The organism is Streptomyces sp. NPDC086023, from assembly GCF_044540325.1.
In the GTDB taxonomy this organism is placed as follows: domain Bacteria; phylum Actinomycetota; class Actinomycetes; order Streptomycetales; family Streptomycetaceae; genus Streptomyces.
Genome location: NZ_JBITRX010000009.1, coordinates 75,602 through 92,807, shown reverse-complemented (window position 1 = coordinate 92,807; position 17,206 = coordinate 75,602). Strand labels below are relative to the sequence as shown.

The 17,206-nt window shown below is 74.5% G+C and carries 14 protein-coding genes; 8 read left to right on the top strand and 6 right to left on the bottom strand.

What is annotated here, in order from left to right; all coding sequences use genetic code 11:
• Positions 1 to 42 precede the first annotated feature (42 nt).
• The 5 genes from ACIF6F_RS19195 to ACIF6F_RS19175 all read right to left on the bottom strand — a co-directional run bounded on the left by ACIF6F_RS19195 (position 43) and on the right by ACIF6F_RS19175 (position 5,514).
• Positions 43 to 1,143, bottom strand: coding sequence for an ABC transporter ATP-binding protein (locus ACIF6F_RS19195; RefSeq protein WP_399947999.1), 1,101 nt, complete (start codon positions 1,141 to 1,143; stop codon positions 43 to 45).
• Between the two features lie 5 nt (positions 1,144 to 1,148).
• Positions 1,149 to 2,033: an ABC transporter permease gene (locus ACIF6F_RS19190; protein ID WP_399947998.1), complete on the bottom strand. Its 885-nt coding sequence runs from the start codon at positions 2,031 to 2,033 to the stop codon at positions 1,149 to 1,151.
• The gene (locus ACIF6F_RS19185) at positions 2,030 to 2,851 is read right to left on the bottom strand and encodes an ABC transporter permease (RefSeq protein WP_399947997.1); all 822 of its coding nucleotides are present in this window, start codon (positions 2,849 to 2,851) and stop codon (positions 2,030 to 2,032) included. The genes ACIF6F_RS19190 and ACIF6F_RS19185 overlap by 4 nt, the downstream gene beginning before the upstream one ends.
• A 61-nt stretch (positions 2,852 to 2,912) precedes the next feature.
• Positions 2,913 to 4,052 (bottom strand): spermidine/putrescine ABC transporter substrate-binding protein, encoded by a 1,140-nt coding sequence (locus tag ACIF6F_RS19180; RefSeq protein ID WP_399947996.1) that lies wholly within the window; start codon positions 4,050 to 4,052, stop codon positions 2,913 to 2,915.
• Positions 4,053 to 4,179: 127 nt separating this feature from the next.
• Complete coding sequence (locus ACIF6F_RS19175) at positions 4,180 to 5,514, bottom strand: aromatic ring-hydroxylating dioxygenase subunit alpha (protein WP_399947995.1); 1,335 nt, start codon at positions 5,512 to 5,514, stop codon at positions 4,180 to 4,182.
• 354 nt (positions 5,515 to 5,868) lie between these two features.
• Between ACIF6F_RS19175 and ACIF6F_RS19170 the strand changes: the two genes are divergently transcribed.
• The 8 genes from ACIF6F_RS19170 (at position 5,869) to ACIF6F_RS19135 (ending at position 15,813) form a co-directional block, all read left to right on the top strand.
• Complete coding sequence (locus ACIF6F_RS19170; protein ID WP_399947994.1) at positions 5,869 to 6,726, top strand: hypothetical protein; 858 nt, start codon at positions 5,869 to 5,871, stop codon at positions 6,724 to 6,726.
• Positions 6,723 to 8,405: an NADH-ubiquinone oxidoreductase-F iron-sulfur binding region domain-containing protein gene (locus ACIF6F_RS19165; RefSeq protein ID WP_399947993.1), complete on the top strand. Its 1,683-nt coding sequence runs from the start codon at positions 6,723 to 6,725 to the stop codon at positions 8,403 to 8,405. Before ACIF6F_RS19170 ends, ACIF6F_RS19165 begins: the two co-directional genes overlap by 4 nt.
• Positions 8,406 to 9,750: 1,345 nt before the next feature.
• On the top strand, positions 9,751 to 9,942 hold the full coding sequence (locus tag ACIF6F_RS19160; protein WP_399947992.1) for a ferredoxin: 192 nt from the start codon (positions 9,751 to 9,753) through the stop codon (positions 9,940 to 9,942).
• Position 9,943: 1 nt separating this feature from the next.
• Positions 9,944 to 12,055, top strand: coding sequence for an acetate--CoA ligase family protein (locus tag ACIF6F_RS19155; RefSeq protein WP_399947991.1), 2,112 nt, complete (start codon positions 9,944 to 9,946; stop codon positions 12,053 to 12,055).
• A 107-nt stretch (positions 12,056 to 12,162) separates the two neighbouring features.
• Positions 12,163 to 13,356 carry an acyl-CoA dehydrogenase family protein gene (locus ACIF6F_RS19150; protein ID WP_399947990.1) on the top strand — a complete coding sequence of 398 codons (1,194 nt, stop codon included), beginning with the start codon at positions 12,163 to 12,165 and terminating at the stop codon, positions 13,354 to 13,356.
• A 68-nt stretch (positions 13,357 to 13,424) separates the two neighbouring features.
• Positions 13,425 to 14,597 (top strand): acyl-CoA dehydrogenase family protein, encoded by a 1,173-nt coding sequence (locus tag ACIF6F_RS19145; protein WP_399947989.1) that lies wholly within the window; start codon positions 13,425 to 13,427, stop codon positions 14,595 to 14,597.
• Between the two features lie 124 nt (positions 14,598 to 14,721).
• Positions 14,722 to 15,336 carry a TetR/AcrR family transcriptional regulator gene (locus ACIF6F_RS19140; protein ID WP_399947988.1) on the top strand — a complete coding sequence of 205 codons (615 nt, stop codon included), beginning with the start codon at positions 14,722 to 14,724 and terminating at the stop codon, positions 15,334 to 15,336.
• A gap of 78 nt (positions 15,337 to 15,414) precedes the next feature.
• Positions 15,415 to 15,813, top strand: a complete 399-nt coding sequence (locus ACIF6F_RS19135) for a DUF4440 domain-containing protein (RefSeq protein WP_399947987.1) — start codon at positions 15,415 to 15,417, stop codon at positions 15,811 to 15,813.
• 58 nt (positions 15,814 to 15,871) lie between these two features.
• On the opposite strand, the gene ACIF6F_RS19130 is transcribed toward ACIF6F_RS19135, so the two are convergent.
• Positions 15,872 to 17,065, bottom strand: coding sequence for an MFS transporter (locus ACIF6F_RS19130; RefSeq protein WP_399947985.1), 1,194 nt, complete (start codon positions 17,063 to 17,065; stop codon positions 15,872 to 15,874).
• Between the last annotated feature and the right edge of the window lie 141 nt (positions 17,066 to 17,206).

The following is a 17,206-nucleotide window of genomic DNA, read 5'->3' as shown; positions in this document are numbered from 1 at the left end:
GCGGGCCAGGGGGCCGGGCGGGTCAGGGAGAGCCGGGGCGGGTCAGGGGGCCGGACGGTCCAGGACCAGGCAGTGCTCCGGCTTCCAGGCGATCTCGACCTGCTCGCCGCCGCTCCAGCGGTCCTCCATCCGCGAGCGCACCGTGTTCTGCTCCAGGACCGAGACCGTGACGCCGGGGGCGAGTTCAATGAGGTACGTGGTGGTCGGGCCGGAGTAGACGGTCTCCCGCACCACCCCGCCGACCTTGGCCATGCCCGGCTCGAAGTCGGAGAGCCAGATCTTCTCGGGGCGGATGGAGAGGCTGACCGGGCTGTCGTCGGGGACGTCGGCGCGGGGCCCGACGGGCAGGGCGGGGCCGCCCGCGTCGAGGAGCACCCGGCCGTCCCGGTAGGTGCCGGGGACCAGGTTCGACGTACCCATGAAGGAGGCCACGAAGCCGCTGGTGGGGCGCTCGTAGACGTCCTCCGGCGTACCGCACTGCTCGACCCGGCCCTCGTTCATGACGGCGAGGCGGTCGGACATGGTGAGGGCCTCGTCCTGGTCGTGGGTGACGAAGACGAAGGTGATGCCGACCTCGCGCTGGATCTGCTTGAGCTCGACCTGCATCCGGCGGCGGAGCTTGAGGTCGAGGGCGGCGAGCGGCTCGTCGAGGAGCAGCACCTGCGGGCGGTTGACCAGGGCGCGGGCGAGGGCGACGCGCTGCCGCTGGCCGCCGGAGAGGGTGGGCGGCCTGCGGTCGGCGAGGCCGCCGAGCTGGACGAGGTCGAGCATCTCGGCGACGCGCCGGCGGATCTCGGGGCGGGCGACGCCCTTGCGCTTGAGTCCGAAGGCCACGTTGTCGGCCAGCGAGAGGTGGTCGAAGAGGGCGTAGCTCTGGAAGACGGTGTTGACGTCGCGCTTGTTGGGCGGGAGGCCGGTGACGTCCTCGCCGCCGAGGAGCACGCTGCCCTCGGTGGGGTCGGCGAAGCCGGCGGTCATGCGGAGCAGGGTGGTCTTGCCGCAGCCGGAGGGGCCGAGCAGGGAGAAGAACTCGCCGGGGGCGACGTCGAGGGTGACGCCGCGGACCGCGTAGGCGTCGGCGGCGGCTCCGGCGTACCGCTTGCTGACCTGGTCGAGACGGACGGCGGGGTGCGGGTGCTGCATGGGTGTCACTTCCCGGAGAGCAGATCGAGGCCGCCGCGGCGGCCGAACAGGCGCGGGATGGCGAGCGCCAGGGCGATGAGCGCGATGGACCCGGCGAGCATGAGGGTGCCGACGGCGTTGATGGTGGGCTGTACGCCGAACCTGATCGCCGAGTAGATGCGGACGGACAGGGGCTGGGGGTCGACGCCGGTGGTGAAGTAGGCCAGCACGAAGTCGTCGAAGACCAGGGCGAAGATCAGCACCGCGGACGCCAGGATGCTGGGGAACAGGGCGGGCAGGGTCACCAGCCGCAGGGCCTGCCGCCGGGTGGCGCCGAGGTCCATGGCGGCCTCTTCGACCTCGGGGTTGAGGGCGGCGATGCGCGAGCGCAGGATCACCGTCACGTACGAGATGGAGAAGGTGATCTCGGCGAGCATGACGGTGGTGGTGGAGAGGGTGATGCCCAGGCCCTTGAAGAGCAGCATGGCGGCCACGCCGGTGACGATCTCCGGGGTGATCAGCGGTACGAGCATCACCAGGCCGGCGAAGGAGCCGAGCCGGCCGCGGCCGCGGACCAGGCCGAGGGCGAGGCCGACGCCGAGGACGATCGAGCCGGCCATGGCGACGAGGGAGACCTCCAGGCTCATGCCGACCGAGTCGATCAGCACGTCGTCGTGGAGGAACGCGGAGTACCAGCGGAGGCTGAAGTCCTTGAAGACGGTGAGGGACTTCTGCGAGTTGAAGGAGAAGAGGACGACGACGCCGATGGGCAGGTAGAGGAGGGCGAAGAAGAGGCCGGTGACGGCGATGGCGAAGCGGGGGCGGCGCTCGGCCCCGCGCCGGCGGCGGGCCGTGAGGGCGGCCGCGCGGGTCCGCGTACCGGCGGGCGGGCGGGTGGCGGCGAGGGTCACCGGACCGCCTCCGCCTCGTCCTTGCGGGTGCGCCGGAGGTAGCCGAGCATCCCGAGGAGCAGCACGGCCATCAGCAGCATCGTGAGGGCCGAGCCGAGGGGCCAGTTCTGGCCCTGGAAGAACTTGTCCTGGATCAGGTTGCCGATCATGATCTGGTCGGGGCCTCCCATGAGCTGGGCGCTGACGAAGTCGCCCATGGCGGGCAGGAAGACGAGGACGCAGCCGGCCGCGGCCCCCTGCCGGGTGGCGGGCACGGTCACGAAGAGGAACGTGCGCAGGGGCCCTCCGTAGAGGTCGCGGCCGGCCTCGATGAGCGAGGTGTCCATCCGCTCCAGGGCGGCGTACAGCGGGATGATCATGAACACCACGAAGCCGTAGACGAGTCCGGCGACGACGCCGGGGCCGGTCTGGAGGATCCTCGTGCCGTGGTCGGCGAGGCCGAGGCTCCGCAGGGCCCGCAGCAGCGGTCCGTCGTCGGACAGGACCACGGACCAGCCGTACATGCGGACCAGGTAGTTGGCGAAGAAGGGTACGACGATCGCGGCGATCAGCAGGTTCTTGTACCGGCCGCCGCACATCGCGATGGCGTACGCGACCGGGTAGGCGACGGCGAGGCACACGAGGCAGGTGACCAGGGCGTAGCCGAGGGAGCGGAGCAGGACGGTGCGGTAGGCCGGGTCGGCGAGGGCGGCGACGTTCGACGTGTCCAGGCCGAACTGCGGGTTCCCCAGGGGGTCGGTGGTGCCGAAGGCCAGGGTGGCGACCAGCAGCAGGGAGACCACCAGGAAGCCGGTCATCCAGAGGGTGCCAGGGAGCATGAGCCAGGTCCACAGCCGGGACCCCGCCGCGGCGGGCCCGGGGCGGTCGCGTCGCGGCATGTCAGCCGGCCTTCACTTCGGTCCAGGCGGCGTCGCGGGCGCGCTCGCCCGCGGGGCCGGCGTTGCGGTAGTAGAGGTCGTCCTTGAGGTCGTCGGCGCTGACCTGGCACTGCGGGAAGGGCTCCACGAGGGCGCTGTACGTGTCCTCGGTGCCGCGCACCGGCATCGGGTAGCCGATGTACTCGATGTTCCTCTTCACGTTCTCCGGGCGGAGCATGTAGTCGATGAAGAGCATGGCCGTGCCGGGGTGCTGCGCGTTGGCGGGGATGGCGTAGCAGTCGGAGTTGACGGGGGCGCCCTCGCGGGCGACCTCGAAACCGAAGACGTTCGGGTCCTTGGCCTGGGCGAGCATGGCGGCCATGTCGCCGCTCCACGCCTGGGTCATGTCGGCGTTGCCGTTGAGCAGGTTGTTGTAGCTGTCGCTGGAGAAGCCGCGCAGCCGGGGGCGGAGCCCGCGCAGCGTCTCGGTGATCGTCTCGAGGTCGTCGGGGTCCTCGGTGCTGATGTCGAGGCCGTTCTTGAGCGCGCCCATGCCCAGCACTTCGTCGCGGTCGTCGAGGACGAAGACCTTGCCCTTGGCACGGGCGTTCCACAGGTCCTGCCAGGAGCCGGTGAGGTCGCCGAGGCGGTCCCTGCGCCAGCCGATGCCGGTCTTGTACATCGTGAACGGGACGGTGTGGGCGGACTTCGGGTCGTACCAGGGGTCGGCGAAGTACGCGTAACCGCCGAAGACCGCCTCGGCGTTCTTCAGCCGGGAGTGGTCGATGGTGTGGAGCTTGCCGCCGGTGGCGAGGCGCTGCGCCCATTTCGCGGTGGGGAAGATGATGTCGTAGCGGTTGCCGGAGTTGAGCTTGGCGGCCATGCCCTCCATGGAGTCGTAGTTCGACTGGACGACCTTGACGCCGTACTCCTTCGAGAAGCCCTCGAAGACGGCCGGGTCGACGAAGTCGGCCCAGTTGAAGTAGACCAGGTCGCCGTCGACCTTGACGTCGATCGGCTTCCGGCCGGTCTCGCCGGGTTTCGGGTCGGGGTCGGCGGAGAAGCCGCAGCCCGCCGCGCCCAGTCCGAGGGCGGCGGTGGTGCCGGCGACGCCGGCCCGGAGGAGGGAGCGGCGGGACAGGGATCGTGCCTCGGGGGACATGGGGTCCTCTCCGTAGGGCCGCTGGGGGACGGCGGGGTGATGAACTGCGCCTCGGCGCACGGTGGTTGCGCGGTACCGCAGGTCAGTGCTCCGCGGCATCGCGACGGCGGTCGACGGGCACCGGGGGTCAGTGCCGCCCGACGTCGGGATCGGCGGGGTCGAGGGCGGCCGCGTCGAGGCCGGCCGCGTCGAGATCCGCGCGGATCCGGGAGGCGAACCAGCCGACCGCCGACTCGCGGCGGGACAGCGGACCGGGCTCGAACCCGGGGGTGGAGAGCCCCTGCTGGACGCGGGCGACCAGCTCGGCGTCCTCGTCGTTGGTGATCCAGCCGATGTGGATGTTCAGTCGCCGGGCGAGGCGTGTGCGCAGGCTCGTGCCGCGCCGGGTGTAGAAGGCGCCGGGCACGGCCACCCGGTCCACGGCCGTCGGGATCGCGGTCCAGGCCAGCACGTGGTCCGGATAGAAGTCGATCAGCGTGTTGGGGTAGATCACCGCGTACCGCCAGACCCGGCGGTCCGCCTCGGCGAGGCCCGGCATGGGGGCGGCGATGCGCTGGTAGAGGCGCTCGGCCCAGTTCGAGGACGGCTTCTCCCTCAGCGGGGACGCGAACAGGGCGTACGCCTCGGCGGTCCGGCAGCTGTAGCGCTGGTAGTCCAGCAGCCGCATCAGCCCGGGGTGGGCGACCGGCACGTGGTAGCCCTCCAGGTAGTTGTCGACGGCCACCTTCCAGTTGGCCTCCTGCACCTCGGCTCCCGCCAGGTCGTGGATGCGGCTGCGGCCGATCGGCACGAGGTCGGCGCCGGCGTAGTGGCCGACTTCCTCGGCGAGGCCGGCGCACTGCTCGGCCAGGGGGACGGCGTCCGGGTCGAGGTTGACGAAGACGAAGCCGAGGAAGGACTCGACGCGGGCCGGGAAGAGCCCGAGCCGGGGTTTGTCGAGGCACGGGATCTGCCGGGCCTCGGGGGCGCCGACCAGGCTCCCGTCGAGCCGGTAGGTCCAGCCGTGGTAGGGGCAGCGGATCGCCTTGCCGGCCGGTTCCGGAGCGGTCACCAGGCGGGTCCCGCGGTGGCGGCAGACGTTGAGGTGGGCGGCGAGGCCGCCGTCCTCGGTGCGGACGACGAGCACCTCGCGGTCCGCGACGGTGGCGGCGAGCCGGGCGCCGGGGCCCGTCAGGTCGGACTCGTGGCAGACCAGCTGCCACGCCTTGGCGAAGACGTGCCGGGTCTCGGCGGCGGCCGTGGCGGGGTCGGTGTAGTAGCGGGCCGGGAGGGCGGGGCCTGGGTCGTCCTGGGCGCCGGGCGCGGGCGCCGGGCGGTCGGAGGCGGGCACCGGGCGGTCGGGGCCGGGCTCCGGGCGGTTCGCGGTGGGGGCGGGAGCCGGGCGGGCCGCGGTGGGGGACGCCGTACCCGGGGCGTCGTCACCGGGCTCGTGAAGTGCTGTTTCTGGCGCTCTGGACTGCATCGGGTGACTCCTCCATGCCGTCCGTACGGCGATCGGATGTCGAGGCGTGCCAGGGGTCGGGGCAGCACGTCGGGCCGGGGCCGCGAGGTTGCTGACCGATTGGACAGTCAGATTGCTGGCTGATTTCCGCCGGGTCAAGACTTGTACGCTGACCGATCGGTCAGCTAGCGTGAATCAGGTGATTGACCGATCGGTCAGCAAGCGTCATGCGTCTTCGCCACGTACGGGTTCCACCGCGTACCGGCTGCTCCAGGGCCGGCCGTATACGGCCCGCTTCACCCCTCCCTCCCGAAAACCCTCGGCCGCCACGGCCGTCCCGGCCGTGGCGGCGGACCCACCCTCCCGGAGGCACGCATGAGCGGTCGTCGGCGTCTGGACTGGCTCGGTCTCACCCCCGAGCCGGAGCGGGAACTCCCCGCGGCGGTCGCCGCGCTGCGCGCCTCGCTCCCCCGCCCGCCCACGGGCGCGGAGGGCGGCTCCGGTGCCGGTGCCGGTGATCGTGCTCGTGCTCGTGCTCGTGCTCGTGCTGCAACGGGTGCCGGCGCGGCAGCTGCGACCGTCAGGCGCCCCACCGGCACGGCTGGGACCGGCACGGACCCCGCAGCCGATGTCGTCACCGGCACCACTGCGACCGGCACCACTGCGGCCGACACGGCCCTCGCAGCCACCGTGGTCACCGGCACCGGAGATACCGGCGCGGGCCCCGCAGCCACGACCGTCACCGGCACACCCGCCACCAGCACCACGCCGACCCACACGGACCCCGCAGCCTCCGCCGAGACCGGCACCACGGCGACCAACACCGGCCCCACAGCCACCGCCGACACCAGCACACCCGCCACCACGCCGACCGGCGCGGACCCCGCGGCCACCGGCGCCACTGCCGGCGCGGGCTCCGTCGCCGTGGAGGGCCTGGCCGTGCTGGTCGCCGCCGAGCGGCGGCGCGTGGAGCGCCTGGTCCTCCGCGGCGGCCGGCACGACTGGCTCCGCTACCTCTCCGAGGTCACCGGCCTGGTCACCGCCGTGGCCGCCGGCACCCGCCCCGGCGACCGCACCGCCGCCCTGCTCGCCGCCGAAGTGGTCCTCGACCACCACCGCATGCTGATCGGCCTCCCCGGCCCGGGGTACGGCCGCACCGCCGGGGACCGCACCGCGCTCGAAGAGGCGGTACGGGCCCTGAGCACCCCCACCCGCACTGGAGACCCCCGATGACCGTGATCCGGCACCTGACGGTCCCGCCGTCCGCCGGCGTGCTCGGCCCCGCGCCCGGCACGGTGGAGAGCGCAGAGCAGTACGCCGCCGTCGGCGGCTACGCCGGCACCACCACCCCGGACGCACTGCTGGACCACCTCGACGCGTCCGGTCTGCGCGGCCGCGGCGGGGCCGGCTTCCCCGCCTCCGTCAAGCTCGGCGCGGTACGCGACCGGGGCCGCGCGGGCGGCGGGACCACACCGGTCGTGGTGGCCAACGGCGAGGAGGGCGAGCCCGGTTCGGTCAAGGACCGGTGGCTGCTGCGGACCCGCCCCCACCTGGTGCTGGACGGCCTCGCCCGGGCCGCGGCGGTCACCGGGGCCGGCCGCGGCTACGTCTACCTCTCCGACCCGGAGGCCGCCGCCCGCGTCCGCGGCGCGCTCGCCGAGCGGCCGCCCGCGCTGCCCGTGACGGTGGTCGAGACCGGGCACGCGTACGTGGCCGGCGAGGAGAGCGCGGTGGTCCGCAGGATCGACGGCGGCCCCGCCCTCCCCCGAGCGAAGCCGCCGCGCCCGTTCGAGCAGGGCGTGGGCGGCGCGCCGACGCTGGTGTCCAACGTCGAGACGCTGGCCCGGATCGCCCTCACCGCCGCCCGCCCGGACCTGCGGCTCGACATCGCACGCAGCACCCTGGTCACGCTGTCCGGCGGCCCCGGCGCACCGCTGCTCACCGAAGTCCCGTACGGCACGCCCCTGCGCGACCTGGCGGACGCCGTCGGGGTGCCGGATCCGGCCGGGGCGTTGATGGGTGGCCTGTTCGGCGGGCTCGTCGACGCCGGTGCCCTCGGGCTGCCGCTCGAACCGGACGCGCTGGCGGCCGCGGGCACGGCGCTGGGCTGCGGTGCGGTGCGGTTCCTCGCGGGCGGGGGGTGCCCGGTGTCGGCCGCGGCCGACGCCGCCGGGTACCTCGCGGCCGAGAGCTCGCGGCAGTGCGGGGTGTGCGTGTCCGGCACGGCCGCGATCTACGGGGCCCTGGCCGGCCTCGCCGCGGGCACGGCCGCCCCGGACACCGCCGCCCACCTGGAACGCTGGTCGACGGGCCTCCGGGGCCGCGGGGCATGCGCCCTCCTGGACGCGGCCGCTTCCCTCGCGGGCAGCCTCCTGCGCGCCTTCCCGACCGCGGTCGCGTCCCACCTGACGACCCGGTGCGAACCCTGCACCGCCGCAACCGCCCAGCCGACTTCCCACCTCACGGTCCCGGTCCCCCCGGTCACGGACCGGCGGTCCGCCGCCGGGCCGTCGGGGCGGCCGCCCTCCGCCGCGGCACCGGCGGACGCCGACCAACGCGCCCTCGCGATACGGGCGAACGCAGGCCCCTCCAGCCCGGCCCCCCTCGCGGCACCAGCGAACACGAGCCCTTCCAGCCCGGCCCCCCTCACGACACCCGCAAACACAGGCCCCTTTGGCCCGGCCCCCCTCACGACACCGGCGAAGACGGGCCGGCCCGGACCGGCGAGCGAGGCCGGGCGCCCTTTCGGCTCGCCGGACCCTGCGGTCACCGAGGGGCGGGCTCCGGGCCGCGAGGCCTCGCCGTCGGCTGGCGGAGGCTCCCGGAACTCACCCGCCGGTCCCGGGGCCCGCGGGGCCGCCCCGCCGGTCGCTGCCAAGGCCGTGGTGGCCGGTCGTGCCGGGGACGGGTAAGGCCGGGGTTCCTCGCACGTGCGCGTTGCGGTGGTGGGGAGCCGGAGGTGCCCCGGTCCCGCCCTCCCACCGTTCCTCCAGCAGCTACCGCCGACGGCTCCGGCCCAGAGCTGCGCCCGGCCCCTTCCGAGGGCTCCGGCCCCCCGCACCCCCGCTCCTGGAACGCCAGAGGGGCTGGACCCACGGCCAGGCGAAGCTCAGGCCTCACCGCCGCGTACGGCCTGGGACTCACCCGCTCCCGAGCCTCGAACGCCGGGGAGGCCGGGGAGGCCGGCAGCTCAGGTACCGGGCACGACCGGCCCTCCCAGCACCGACCCACCGGCACCGCAAGCCCGTGCGGCCCCGGACAACCCCAGCCCTGCCCACCCGGCAAGCAAGGAGGAATCGATCCCGGGCCTCCGCCCCACGGAGATCCGTCAAACCGTCACCCCGCAATCCGGACCCCAACCCGCCCGGCACGGGACCACCAAGCCCTCGTGGCCCCGAGCCCCTCGACCCGCCCGGTGCAGGACGGCCAAGCCGCCCTCGGCCGTCCCCGATCCACACCCCGGACGAGGACGAGCCCGCTCGCTCCGGCACCAGACCCCACCCCCCGGCACCGGACACGAAGCGGCCCTGAGCCAACCCCGGACCGCATCCGCCACACGACAACCGAGCCGACCCCGCCCATCACGCCCCCAGCATGGGACCACCAGGCGGCCCGGCGCCAGCCCCGAACGCCGCCCGCCACAGGACAAACAAGCCGACCCGCCAACCCGGCCAGCCCGCCACACGACAACCAAGCCGACCCGCCAACCCGGCCAGCCCGCCACCCGACAACCAGGCCGACCCGCCAACCCGGCCGCCCGGCACCCGAGCCCCTGCCAACTCAGCCCCCCAGCCCCCCAGCCCCGACGCGGGACCACCAGAGGCCCTGGGCCAGCCGCATCTCCCAGCCCGCCCGGCGTCTGAGGGCGACGGGGTCCGGGGCGGAGCCCCGGTGAGCGGGAGAGGGGCGGGTAGGGGAACCGCTCCGCACAGCGGCCACCACCCGACACCGCCGCACCGCACCCGCACCCGCACCCGCACCCGCACCGGCACCGCTGCTCGGCCGGCTCCGCACCACCCGCGCCCGGCACGCCCCGCAGAAGCCCGCGCACCGCCCGAAGGCACCCGGTACGACCCGCACGAGACCCCGCACCCCCCAAGGGCACCCGGCCCGGCCCGCACGACACCCCGCACCCCCCAAGGGCACCCGGCCCGGCCCGCACGACACCCCGCACCGCCCGAAGGGCACCCGGCACCGGCTCCGGCCCGTACCGCCCCCGGAGGGCACCGCACCCGTACCACCCGAAAGGACAACCCCGTGAAACTCTTGCTGGACGCCACCCGCTGTCAGGGATACGGGGTGTGCCAGGAGCACGCCCCCGAGATGGTCGAGCTCGACGAGTGGGGCTACGCCAGGGTCGTCGTCGTCGACGTGCCCGCCGGTGGCGAGGCCGCGGCGCGCGCCTGTGCCGAGAGCTGCCCCAACTCCGCTCTCCGCGCGGAGGGATGACGTGGGACGCGACCTCACCGCCCTCTTCGACCCCGCCTCCGTGGCCGTCGTCGGCGCCAGCGACGACCCGGCCAAGTACGGCCACGCCGTCGCCGCGCAGGCGCTCCGCGCCCGCGGCCGCCGGCCCGTACACCTGGTGAACCGGCGCGGGGGCACCGTCCTGGGCCGCACCGCCGCCACCTCCCTCGCCGAGATCGGCGAGCCCGTCGAGCTGGTGGTGGTCTCGGTGCCCGCCGCCGGCTTCGAGGCGGCCGTCGACGACGCCCTGGCCTGCGGTGCGCGGGCCGTCGTCGCCATCACCGCCGGTTTCGCCGAGGCCGGTGCGGCCGGCCTGGCCCGGCAGCGGGCGGTCGCCGAGCGGGTCCGCGCCGCCGGAGCCCTCCTCGTCGGCCCCAACTGCCTCGGCATCGCGGACAACACCACGGAGCTGTACCTCGCCTCGGACCGCTTCGCGCCCGGCGGCGTCGCCCTGCTCAGCCAGAGCGGCAACCTCGCGCTCGAACTCCAGCTCCGCTGCGCCCCGCACGGCCTCGGCTTCTCCCGGTTCGTCTCGCTCGGCAACCAGGCCGACGTCACCCTCGTCGACCTGGTCGAGGACTGCGCACGCCACGAACCCACCGCCGCCATCGCCGTGTACGCCGAGGACTTCGGGGACGGCAGGGCCTTCGCCCGGGCCGCCGCCGCGGCCGGCAAGCCGGTCGTCCTGCTCACCGCGGGCCGCGGCACTGCCGCCGCCCGCAGCGCCCGGTCCCACACCGGCGCACTGACCTCGTCCGCCGATGTGGTGGCCGCCGCCTGCCGCGACGCGGGGGTGGAACTGGTCCGCACCCCGCGGGAGATGACCGTTGTACTGGCCGCCCTGGCCCCGGGCGCGGGCGGCACCCGTCACCGGCCCCGGCACCGGCCCTCCCCCGGCGGCCGGGGCCGGCGGACCGCCGTGTTCACCGACGGCGGCGGGCACGGCGTCATCGCCGCCGACGCCGCCGAGGACGCCGGGCTCGCCGTGCCCGAGCTCTCCGCCCCCACCCAGGACCGGCTCCGCTCGGTGCTCTGGGAGCAGTCCGCGGTCGGCAACCCGGTCGACCTGGCGGGCATGGGCGAGCAGCGCGCCCTGTCGTACGCCGACGCCGTCGCCGGACTGCTCGGCGCGGACGAGGTCGACGCCGTGCTGATGACCGGCTACTTCGGGGGGTACGCCGCCTCCGAAGGCGGTCTGGGGGGCGGCGGGCAGACCGGCGGCTCCGTGCTGGCCGAGGGTGAGACGCGGGCCGCGAAGGAGATCGTCGGGCACCTTGCCGCGGCACCGAAGCCGCTGGTCGTGCAGTCGATGTACCCTGCGTCGCCGAGCTGCCGGGTGCTGGCCGAGGCGGGCGTGCCGGTGTTCTCCGCCACCGAGGACGCCGCCCGCGCGCTCGCCGCGCTGACCGGTCGGGGGCCCGCCGGGCCCTCGGGGATACCGTCGCTGCCGCCTGCCGCGGCGCCGCTGCGGGACCCCGGCTACCACGGGGTGCGGGCGCTGCTGGCCGCCGCCGGGGTGCCGTTCCCGGCCGCCCGGGAGGTCACCGACGAGGCCGGGCTGCTCGCCGCGGCCGCGGAGTTCGAAGGCCCGTACGTACTGAAGGCCCTGCACCTGCTGCACAAGTCCGACGCCGGCGGCGTGGCCCTGCGCCTGGACGGCCGGGAGGCCCTGCTGGCCGCGTACCGCGCGATGCACGCACGGCTCGGCGCGCCCGCGTACTCGGTCGAGGCCATGGCCGACCTGACCGACGGCATCGAGCTGATCGTGGGGGTGAACCGCGACCCCCGGTTCGGCCCGGTCGCCCTGGTCGGCCTCGGCGGCGTGCTGACCGAGACACTGCGGGACGTCGCCTTCGCGCTGGCGCCCGTACCGGCCGGACGGGCCGCGGCCCTGCTGCGGGGCCTGCGGACCGCGCCGCTGCTGGCGGGAGTGCGCGGGCGGCCCGGCGTCGACGTGGCCGCCGCGGCCGAGGTGATCGAACGGATCACCACCGTGGCCGCCGGGCACCCGGAGATCGCCGAACTCGAGGTCAACCCGCTGCTGGTGCGCCCCGACGGCGCCCTGGCCCTGGACGCCCGGGCCGTCCTGGCCTGAACGGCCGACAAGCCCCCGGGGCCGACCGGCCCGCGAACCCACGGGGCCCTACGGGCACCCCAGACCCGCCGACATGCCCAGCCCGCACACCCTTCCCGGAGGACACCATGGACTTCCGCTACACCCCCGAGCAGGCCGCGCTCAAGGCCCGCGCCGCCGGCTACGCACGCCTCCTGATGCGGTACGAGGACCGGTCCGAGGAGGCGGGCGGCCCGCTCCCCGCCGACACGGTCCGCGAGCTCACCCGCGCCGCGATCGACGCCGGCGTGTACGCGATCAACATGCCGGCCGAGTGGGGCGGCGCCGGACTGTCCCTGCTGGATCAGGTCATCGTCGAGGAGGAGTTCGGCAAGGTCACCAACTGCCTCTGGGACATCCCCTGGCGGCCGGCGAACGTCCTCGCGTACGGCACCGAGGCCCAGCGGGAGAAGTACCTCCTGCCCGTGATCCGCGGCGAGCGGTTCGACGCCTTCGCGGTCACCGAGCCGGGCGCCGGCTCCGACCCCGGATCGGGGACCAGCACGGCGGTCCGCACCGAGGGCGGCTGGCTGCTCAACGGCGAGAAGTGGTTCGTGACCTGCGGGGACATCGCCGACTTCCTGCTGGTGCAGGCGGATGCGGGTCCGGAGCTCGCGCCCACCCTGTTCCTCGTGGACAAGGCGGCGCCGGGCGTCGAGATGACCCGGGTCCCGCGCTTCATGCACTCCGCCGTCAACGGGCACCCCGAGTTCGTCTTCACCGACGTGTTCGTCCCCGACGAGGACGTGCTCGGCGGCGTCGGCCACGGCTACGAACTCACCAAGGAGTGGTTCACCGACGAGCGGCTGATGATCGCCGCCCGGACGGTCGGCGCCGCCGAACGGGCCCTGGAGCTGGCCCGCGGCTGGGCCGTGGAGCGCCGCCAGTTCGGCTCGCCCATCGCCGGCTTCCAACTGATCCAGGGCATGCTCGCCGACTGCGCCGTGGACATCGCCGTGAACCGCGCCTACACCCACCAGGTCGCCTGGGAGGCCGACCAGCCGGGCACCGACCGCAAGACCCTGCACGCCAAGGCCTCGACGGCGAAGCTCGCCGCGAGCGAGGCCGCGGGACGGGTCGTCGACCGGTGCGTGCAGATCTTCGGCGGGCGCGGGTACGACCGCTCGTACCCGGTCGAGCGCATGTACCGCGAGCTGCGCGTGGACCGCATCTGGGAGGGCACCTCCGAAATCCAGCGCCTGATCATCGCCAACGAAATGATCAAGCGCGGCACCCGCGCCCTGGCCTTCCCCGCCTCCTCGCCCGAGCACCCGGGCGGCTGACCCGCTGCCCCGCCGGCCCGTCCCCGAACCACCCCGACCCCACCCGTCGAAGCACCACGAGGAGCGACATGGACTTCCGCCTCACCCCGCGCCAGGAAGAGCTCAAGGCCTCGGCCCGCGCGCTGACCGACTTCATCACGAAGTACGAGCTCGACTGCGAGGAGAACAACGGCCTCCCGCCGGCCGCCCACACCGAGATCCGCGACGCGGTCCTGGAGAGCGGCCTCCAGGCGGTCAACATGCCCGCCGAGTGGGGCGGCGCCGGGCTCACCATCCTGGAGCAGGTGGTCGTCCAGGCCGAGCTGGGGCGGCTCACCGGCGCGCTGTGGGACATGGTGTGGCGGCCCGCCAACGCCCTGTCCTTCTGCACGCCGGAGCAGCGCGAGCGGTACCTCGTCCCGGTGATCCACGGGCGCCGCCGCGACTGCTACGCGGTCAGCGAGCCGGAGGCCGGCTCCGACCCGCAGGCGATCAGGACCACGGCGACCCGGACCGGCGGCGGCTGGCTGCTGAACGGCGAGAAGTGGTTCGTGACCGTCGGCGACCACGCGGACTTCATGATCGTGCTGGCCGCGGCCGGCGAGGAGCGGGCCCCGACCCTGTTCCTCGTCGACAAGGACACGCCCGGCGTCGAGATGACCCGGGTGCCCCGCTGGATGCACACCTTCGTCTACGAGCACCCCGAGTTCACGTTCACCGACGTGCGGGTGGGCGACGACGCCGTACTCGGCGGGATCGGCAACGGCCACGACATCACCCGCTCCTGGTTCACCGAGGAGCGCCTCATGATCGCCGCCCGGACCATCGGCGCCGCCGAGCGCGCCCTGGAACTCGCCCGCGACTGGGCCGTGGAGCGCCGCCAGTTCGGCTCCCGCATCGCCGACTTCCAGCTGATCCAGGGCATGCTCGCGGACAGTGCGGTCGACATCGCCGTGAACCGCGCCTACACCCACCAGGTGGCGTGGGAGGTCGACGCGGGCGACGCCGACCGCAAGACCCTGCACGCCAAGGCGGCCATGGCCAAGCTCGCGGCGAGCGAGGCCTCCGGCCGCGTGGTCGACCGGTGCCTGCAGATCTTCGGCGGGCGCGGCTACGACCGCTCGTACGCCGTCGAGCGGCTCTACCGGGAGCTGCGGGTGGACCGCATCTGGGAGGGCACCTCCGAGATCCAGCGCCTGATCGTCGCCGGCGAACTCGTCAAGCGCGGCACCGGCGTCCTGCACATGCCCGGCTCCGTGTGACGGACGCGGGTGTGCCCGGACGGACGGAGTCCGGGCGCGGGATGCGCAAGGATGGTGGACAGGCGGGCCCGGCAGCCGGGCCCGCCCGCCCGCACGGCGGGCGCCGGAACGGGGAGTGGCAGACGTGACCAAGGCCGAGCGCGCACTCGAGACGCGGGAGCGGATCCTGAAGGCCGCGTGCGAAGTGATCGCGGAGATCGGGTTCGAGAACATCAGCATGCGCAAGGTCGCCGAGCACGCGGGCGTCTCGAAGGCCCTGCTGCACTACCACTTCGACACCAGGGAGAAGCTGTTCGCCGAGGCGATGACCCACTCGTTCGCCCAGACCGGCACGGACACGGAGGACGGGACAGCCGCCGGCCTGCCCGCGGCCGTGCTGCTGGCGCGGATCCTGCGCAGCATGCTGCCGACGGACGAGGAACTGCGCCAGGACTGGAAGCTGTGGCAGGAGCTGTGGGTGCGCGCGCAACGCGACCGGGCGGCCCGCCACCTCGCCGTCGACCTGTACGACCAGCTGCACTCCTGGGTCACGGGCGCGGTCGAACGCGGCATCGCCTCGGGCGAGTTCAAGCAGTGCGACGTGGCCGCGCTGGGCACTTTGGTGCTGGCTCTCTGCGACGGGCTGGGCATCCGCGTGATGCTGGACGACCCCCGGGTGGACCTGGCCACGGCCCGGTCGACCATCTGGGCGACCATCGCCCCCTTCCTCGGCGTGGCCCCGGAGTTCCCGGAGCTCTGACCGAGGGGGAGGGGGCCGCTGGGGTGCGAGGGGCGGCCCCCGACTCGACCGGTCGTCCCCGGTGTTAGGGTCGCGGCCATGTCCAAGGCCGAGATAGACGCAGTGACCGCCGAGTTCTACGGCGCTTTCGACACCCGGGGCGGGAAGCCCGCCGACCTCGCGCGGATCCGGCGGCTGGTCGTCCCGGGCGGGGTGATCGTCAAGACCGGCCCCGACTTCACCGTCTACTCGGTGGAGGAGTTCATCGAGCCGCGTGAACGGCTGCTGGCCGGGGACCGGCTGGCCGAGTTCGCGGAGTGGGAGACCTCCGAGCGCACGGAGATCGCGGGCGACATCGCCTCGCGGTTCGGCACGTACGGCAAGTCCGGGGTCCTGGACGGAGAGCCGTTCGAGGGCGGCGGGAGCAAGACCATCCAGTTCGTCCGCACCCCGGACGGCTGGCGGATCGCCGCGTTCTCCTGGTACGACGAGCCGTAGCCGGCGGCCGGTGGGGATCGCCGGCACCCGGTCACGGATCCGGCCGCGGCCCGGGCCCTCAGGTGCGGGCCGCCCCGACCGGGCGGCGCAGCAGGTACACGGCCGCGCCCGTGACCAGCACGGACATGCAGGTGATGAAGACCAGGCCGGCCCCCTCCAGCCCCATCGGGTCGGCCAGCAGACCGACGCCGATGACCGGAACCGAGATGCCGGTGTAGGCCACCACGAACAACGTGGAGATCACCGCGGCGCGCTCGTGCTCCGGTGACGCGCCGGCCACCGCGACCAGGGCCGCCCGGAAGGACAGCCCCTGCCCGGCCCCGCCGACCAGGGCGCTCGCGACCACCAGCGGCAGCAGGTCCCAGCGCAGCGCACCCGCGAGCAGCACCAGCCCGCCCAGCAGAGCGGCGCAGCCCAGGGGCAGCGCGCGGCGCACCCCGACCCGGTTCACCGCCAGCTGCCCGGCGGTGGAGGCGAAGAAGGCCAGCGCCACGACCAGGCCGCTGACCGCGTGGTTGTGCACGTCCAGGGACTGGGCCAGGAAGGCCGGGCTGACCGAGGTGAACACCCCGAACAGCGCGAAGCCGACGAACGAGGCGGTGGCCGCCGGCGCGAACACGGTGCGCACCTGGGCCGGCAGCCCCGGTTTCTGCGGCCGGACGGTGCCGAGCGGGCGCCGCTCCCGCACCGTTTCGGGCAGCCGCAGCAGGATGCCGGCCGAGACCACGACCAGGACGAGGTGCACGACGAAGGGCAGCTGGAGCGGCCGGGCGGCGTACTGGGCGAGCAGCCCGGCCAGCAGCGGCCCGCAGCCCAGGCCGCCCATGTTGCTGGCCGTGGCGACGAAGGTGGCCCGCTCGGACCCGCCCGGGGGCGCGAGTTCCAGTACGTACGCCGTGGCCGCACCGGTGAACAGGCCGGCGGACAGGCCGGACATCAGCCGGCCCGCGTAGAGCCAGCCGAGGCCGGTGGCGGCCAGGAAGCAGAGCGCGCTGGCGGCCGCGCAGCCGAGGCCCACCAGCAGCACCGGGCGGCGGCCGACGGCGTCCGAGGCGTTGCCGGCCAGCAGGAGCACGCCGATCACCCCGAAGGCGTACACGGCGTAGACGACGGTCACGATCAGCTCGGAGAACCCGAACTTCTCCTGGTAGAGGCCGTACAGCGGGGTCGGCAGCGTGGTGCCGGCCATGCACACCAGGAACACGGCGCCGGCGAGCAGGCAGTCGCGCCATTCGGTGCGGTCACGGTCCATGGGCCGACGGTAGACGCTCTCGGCGGGGCCCGCAGGGCAGGCGGCGGGACGGCCGGGCCCCCGCGGAGCCGGCCGGGGGGCGTCCGCCGGGAGGGCCGGGGTCGTCCCTGCCGGGCCGGCCTGGATGGCCGGGGTGCCGCG

Excerpts from the sequence above, each read along its gene's own strand:
- ACIF6F_RS19195 (WP_399947999.1), bottom strand. The coding sequence starts at position 1,143 with ATGCAGCACCCGCACCCCGCCGTCCGTCTCGACCAGGTCAGCAAGCGG.
- ACIF6F_RS19185 (WP_399947997.1), bottom strand. The coding sequence starts at position 2,851 with ATGCTCCCTGGCACCCTCTGGATGACCGGCTTCCTGGTGGTCTCCCTG.
- ACIF6F_RS19180 (WP_399947996.1), bottom strand. The coding sequence starts at position 4,052 with ATGTCCCCCGAGGCACGATCCCTGTCCCGCCGCTCCCTCCTCCGGGCC.
- ACIF6F_RS19175 (WP_399947995.1), bottom strand. The coding sequence starts at position 5,514 with ATGCAGTCCAGAGCGCCAGAAACAGCACTTCACGAGCCCGGTGACGAC.
- ACIF6F_RS19170 (WP_399947994.1), top strand. The coding sequence starts at position 5,869 with ATGAGCGGTCGTCGGCGTCTGGACTGGCTCGGTCTCACCCCCGAGCCG.
- ACIF6F_RS19165 (WP_399947993.1), top strand. The coding sequence starts at position 6,723 with ATGACCGTGATCCGGCACCTGACGGTCCCGCCGTCCGCCGGCGTGCTC.
- ACIF6F_RS19150 (WP_399947990.1), top strand. The coding sequence starts at position 12,163 with ATGGACTTCCGCTACACCCCCGAGCAGGCCGCGCTCAAGGCCCGCGCC.
- ACIF6F_RS19145 (WP_399947989.1), top strand. The coding sequence starts at position 13,425 with ATGGACTTCCGCCTCACCCCGCGCCAGGAAGAGCTCAAGGCCTCGGCC.
- ACIF6F_RS19135 (WP_399947987.1), top strand. The coding sequence starts at position 15,415 with ATGTCCAAGGCCGAGATAGACGCAGTGACCGCCGAGTTCTACGGCGCT.
- ACIF6F_RS19130 (WP_399947985.1), bottom strand. The coding sequence starts at position 17,065 with ATGGACCGTGACCGCACCGAATGGCGCGACTGCCTGCTCGCCGGCGCC.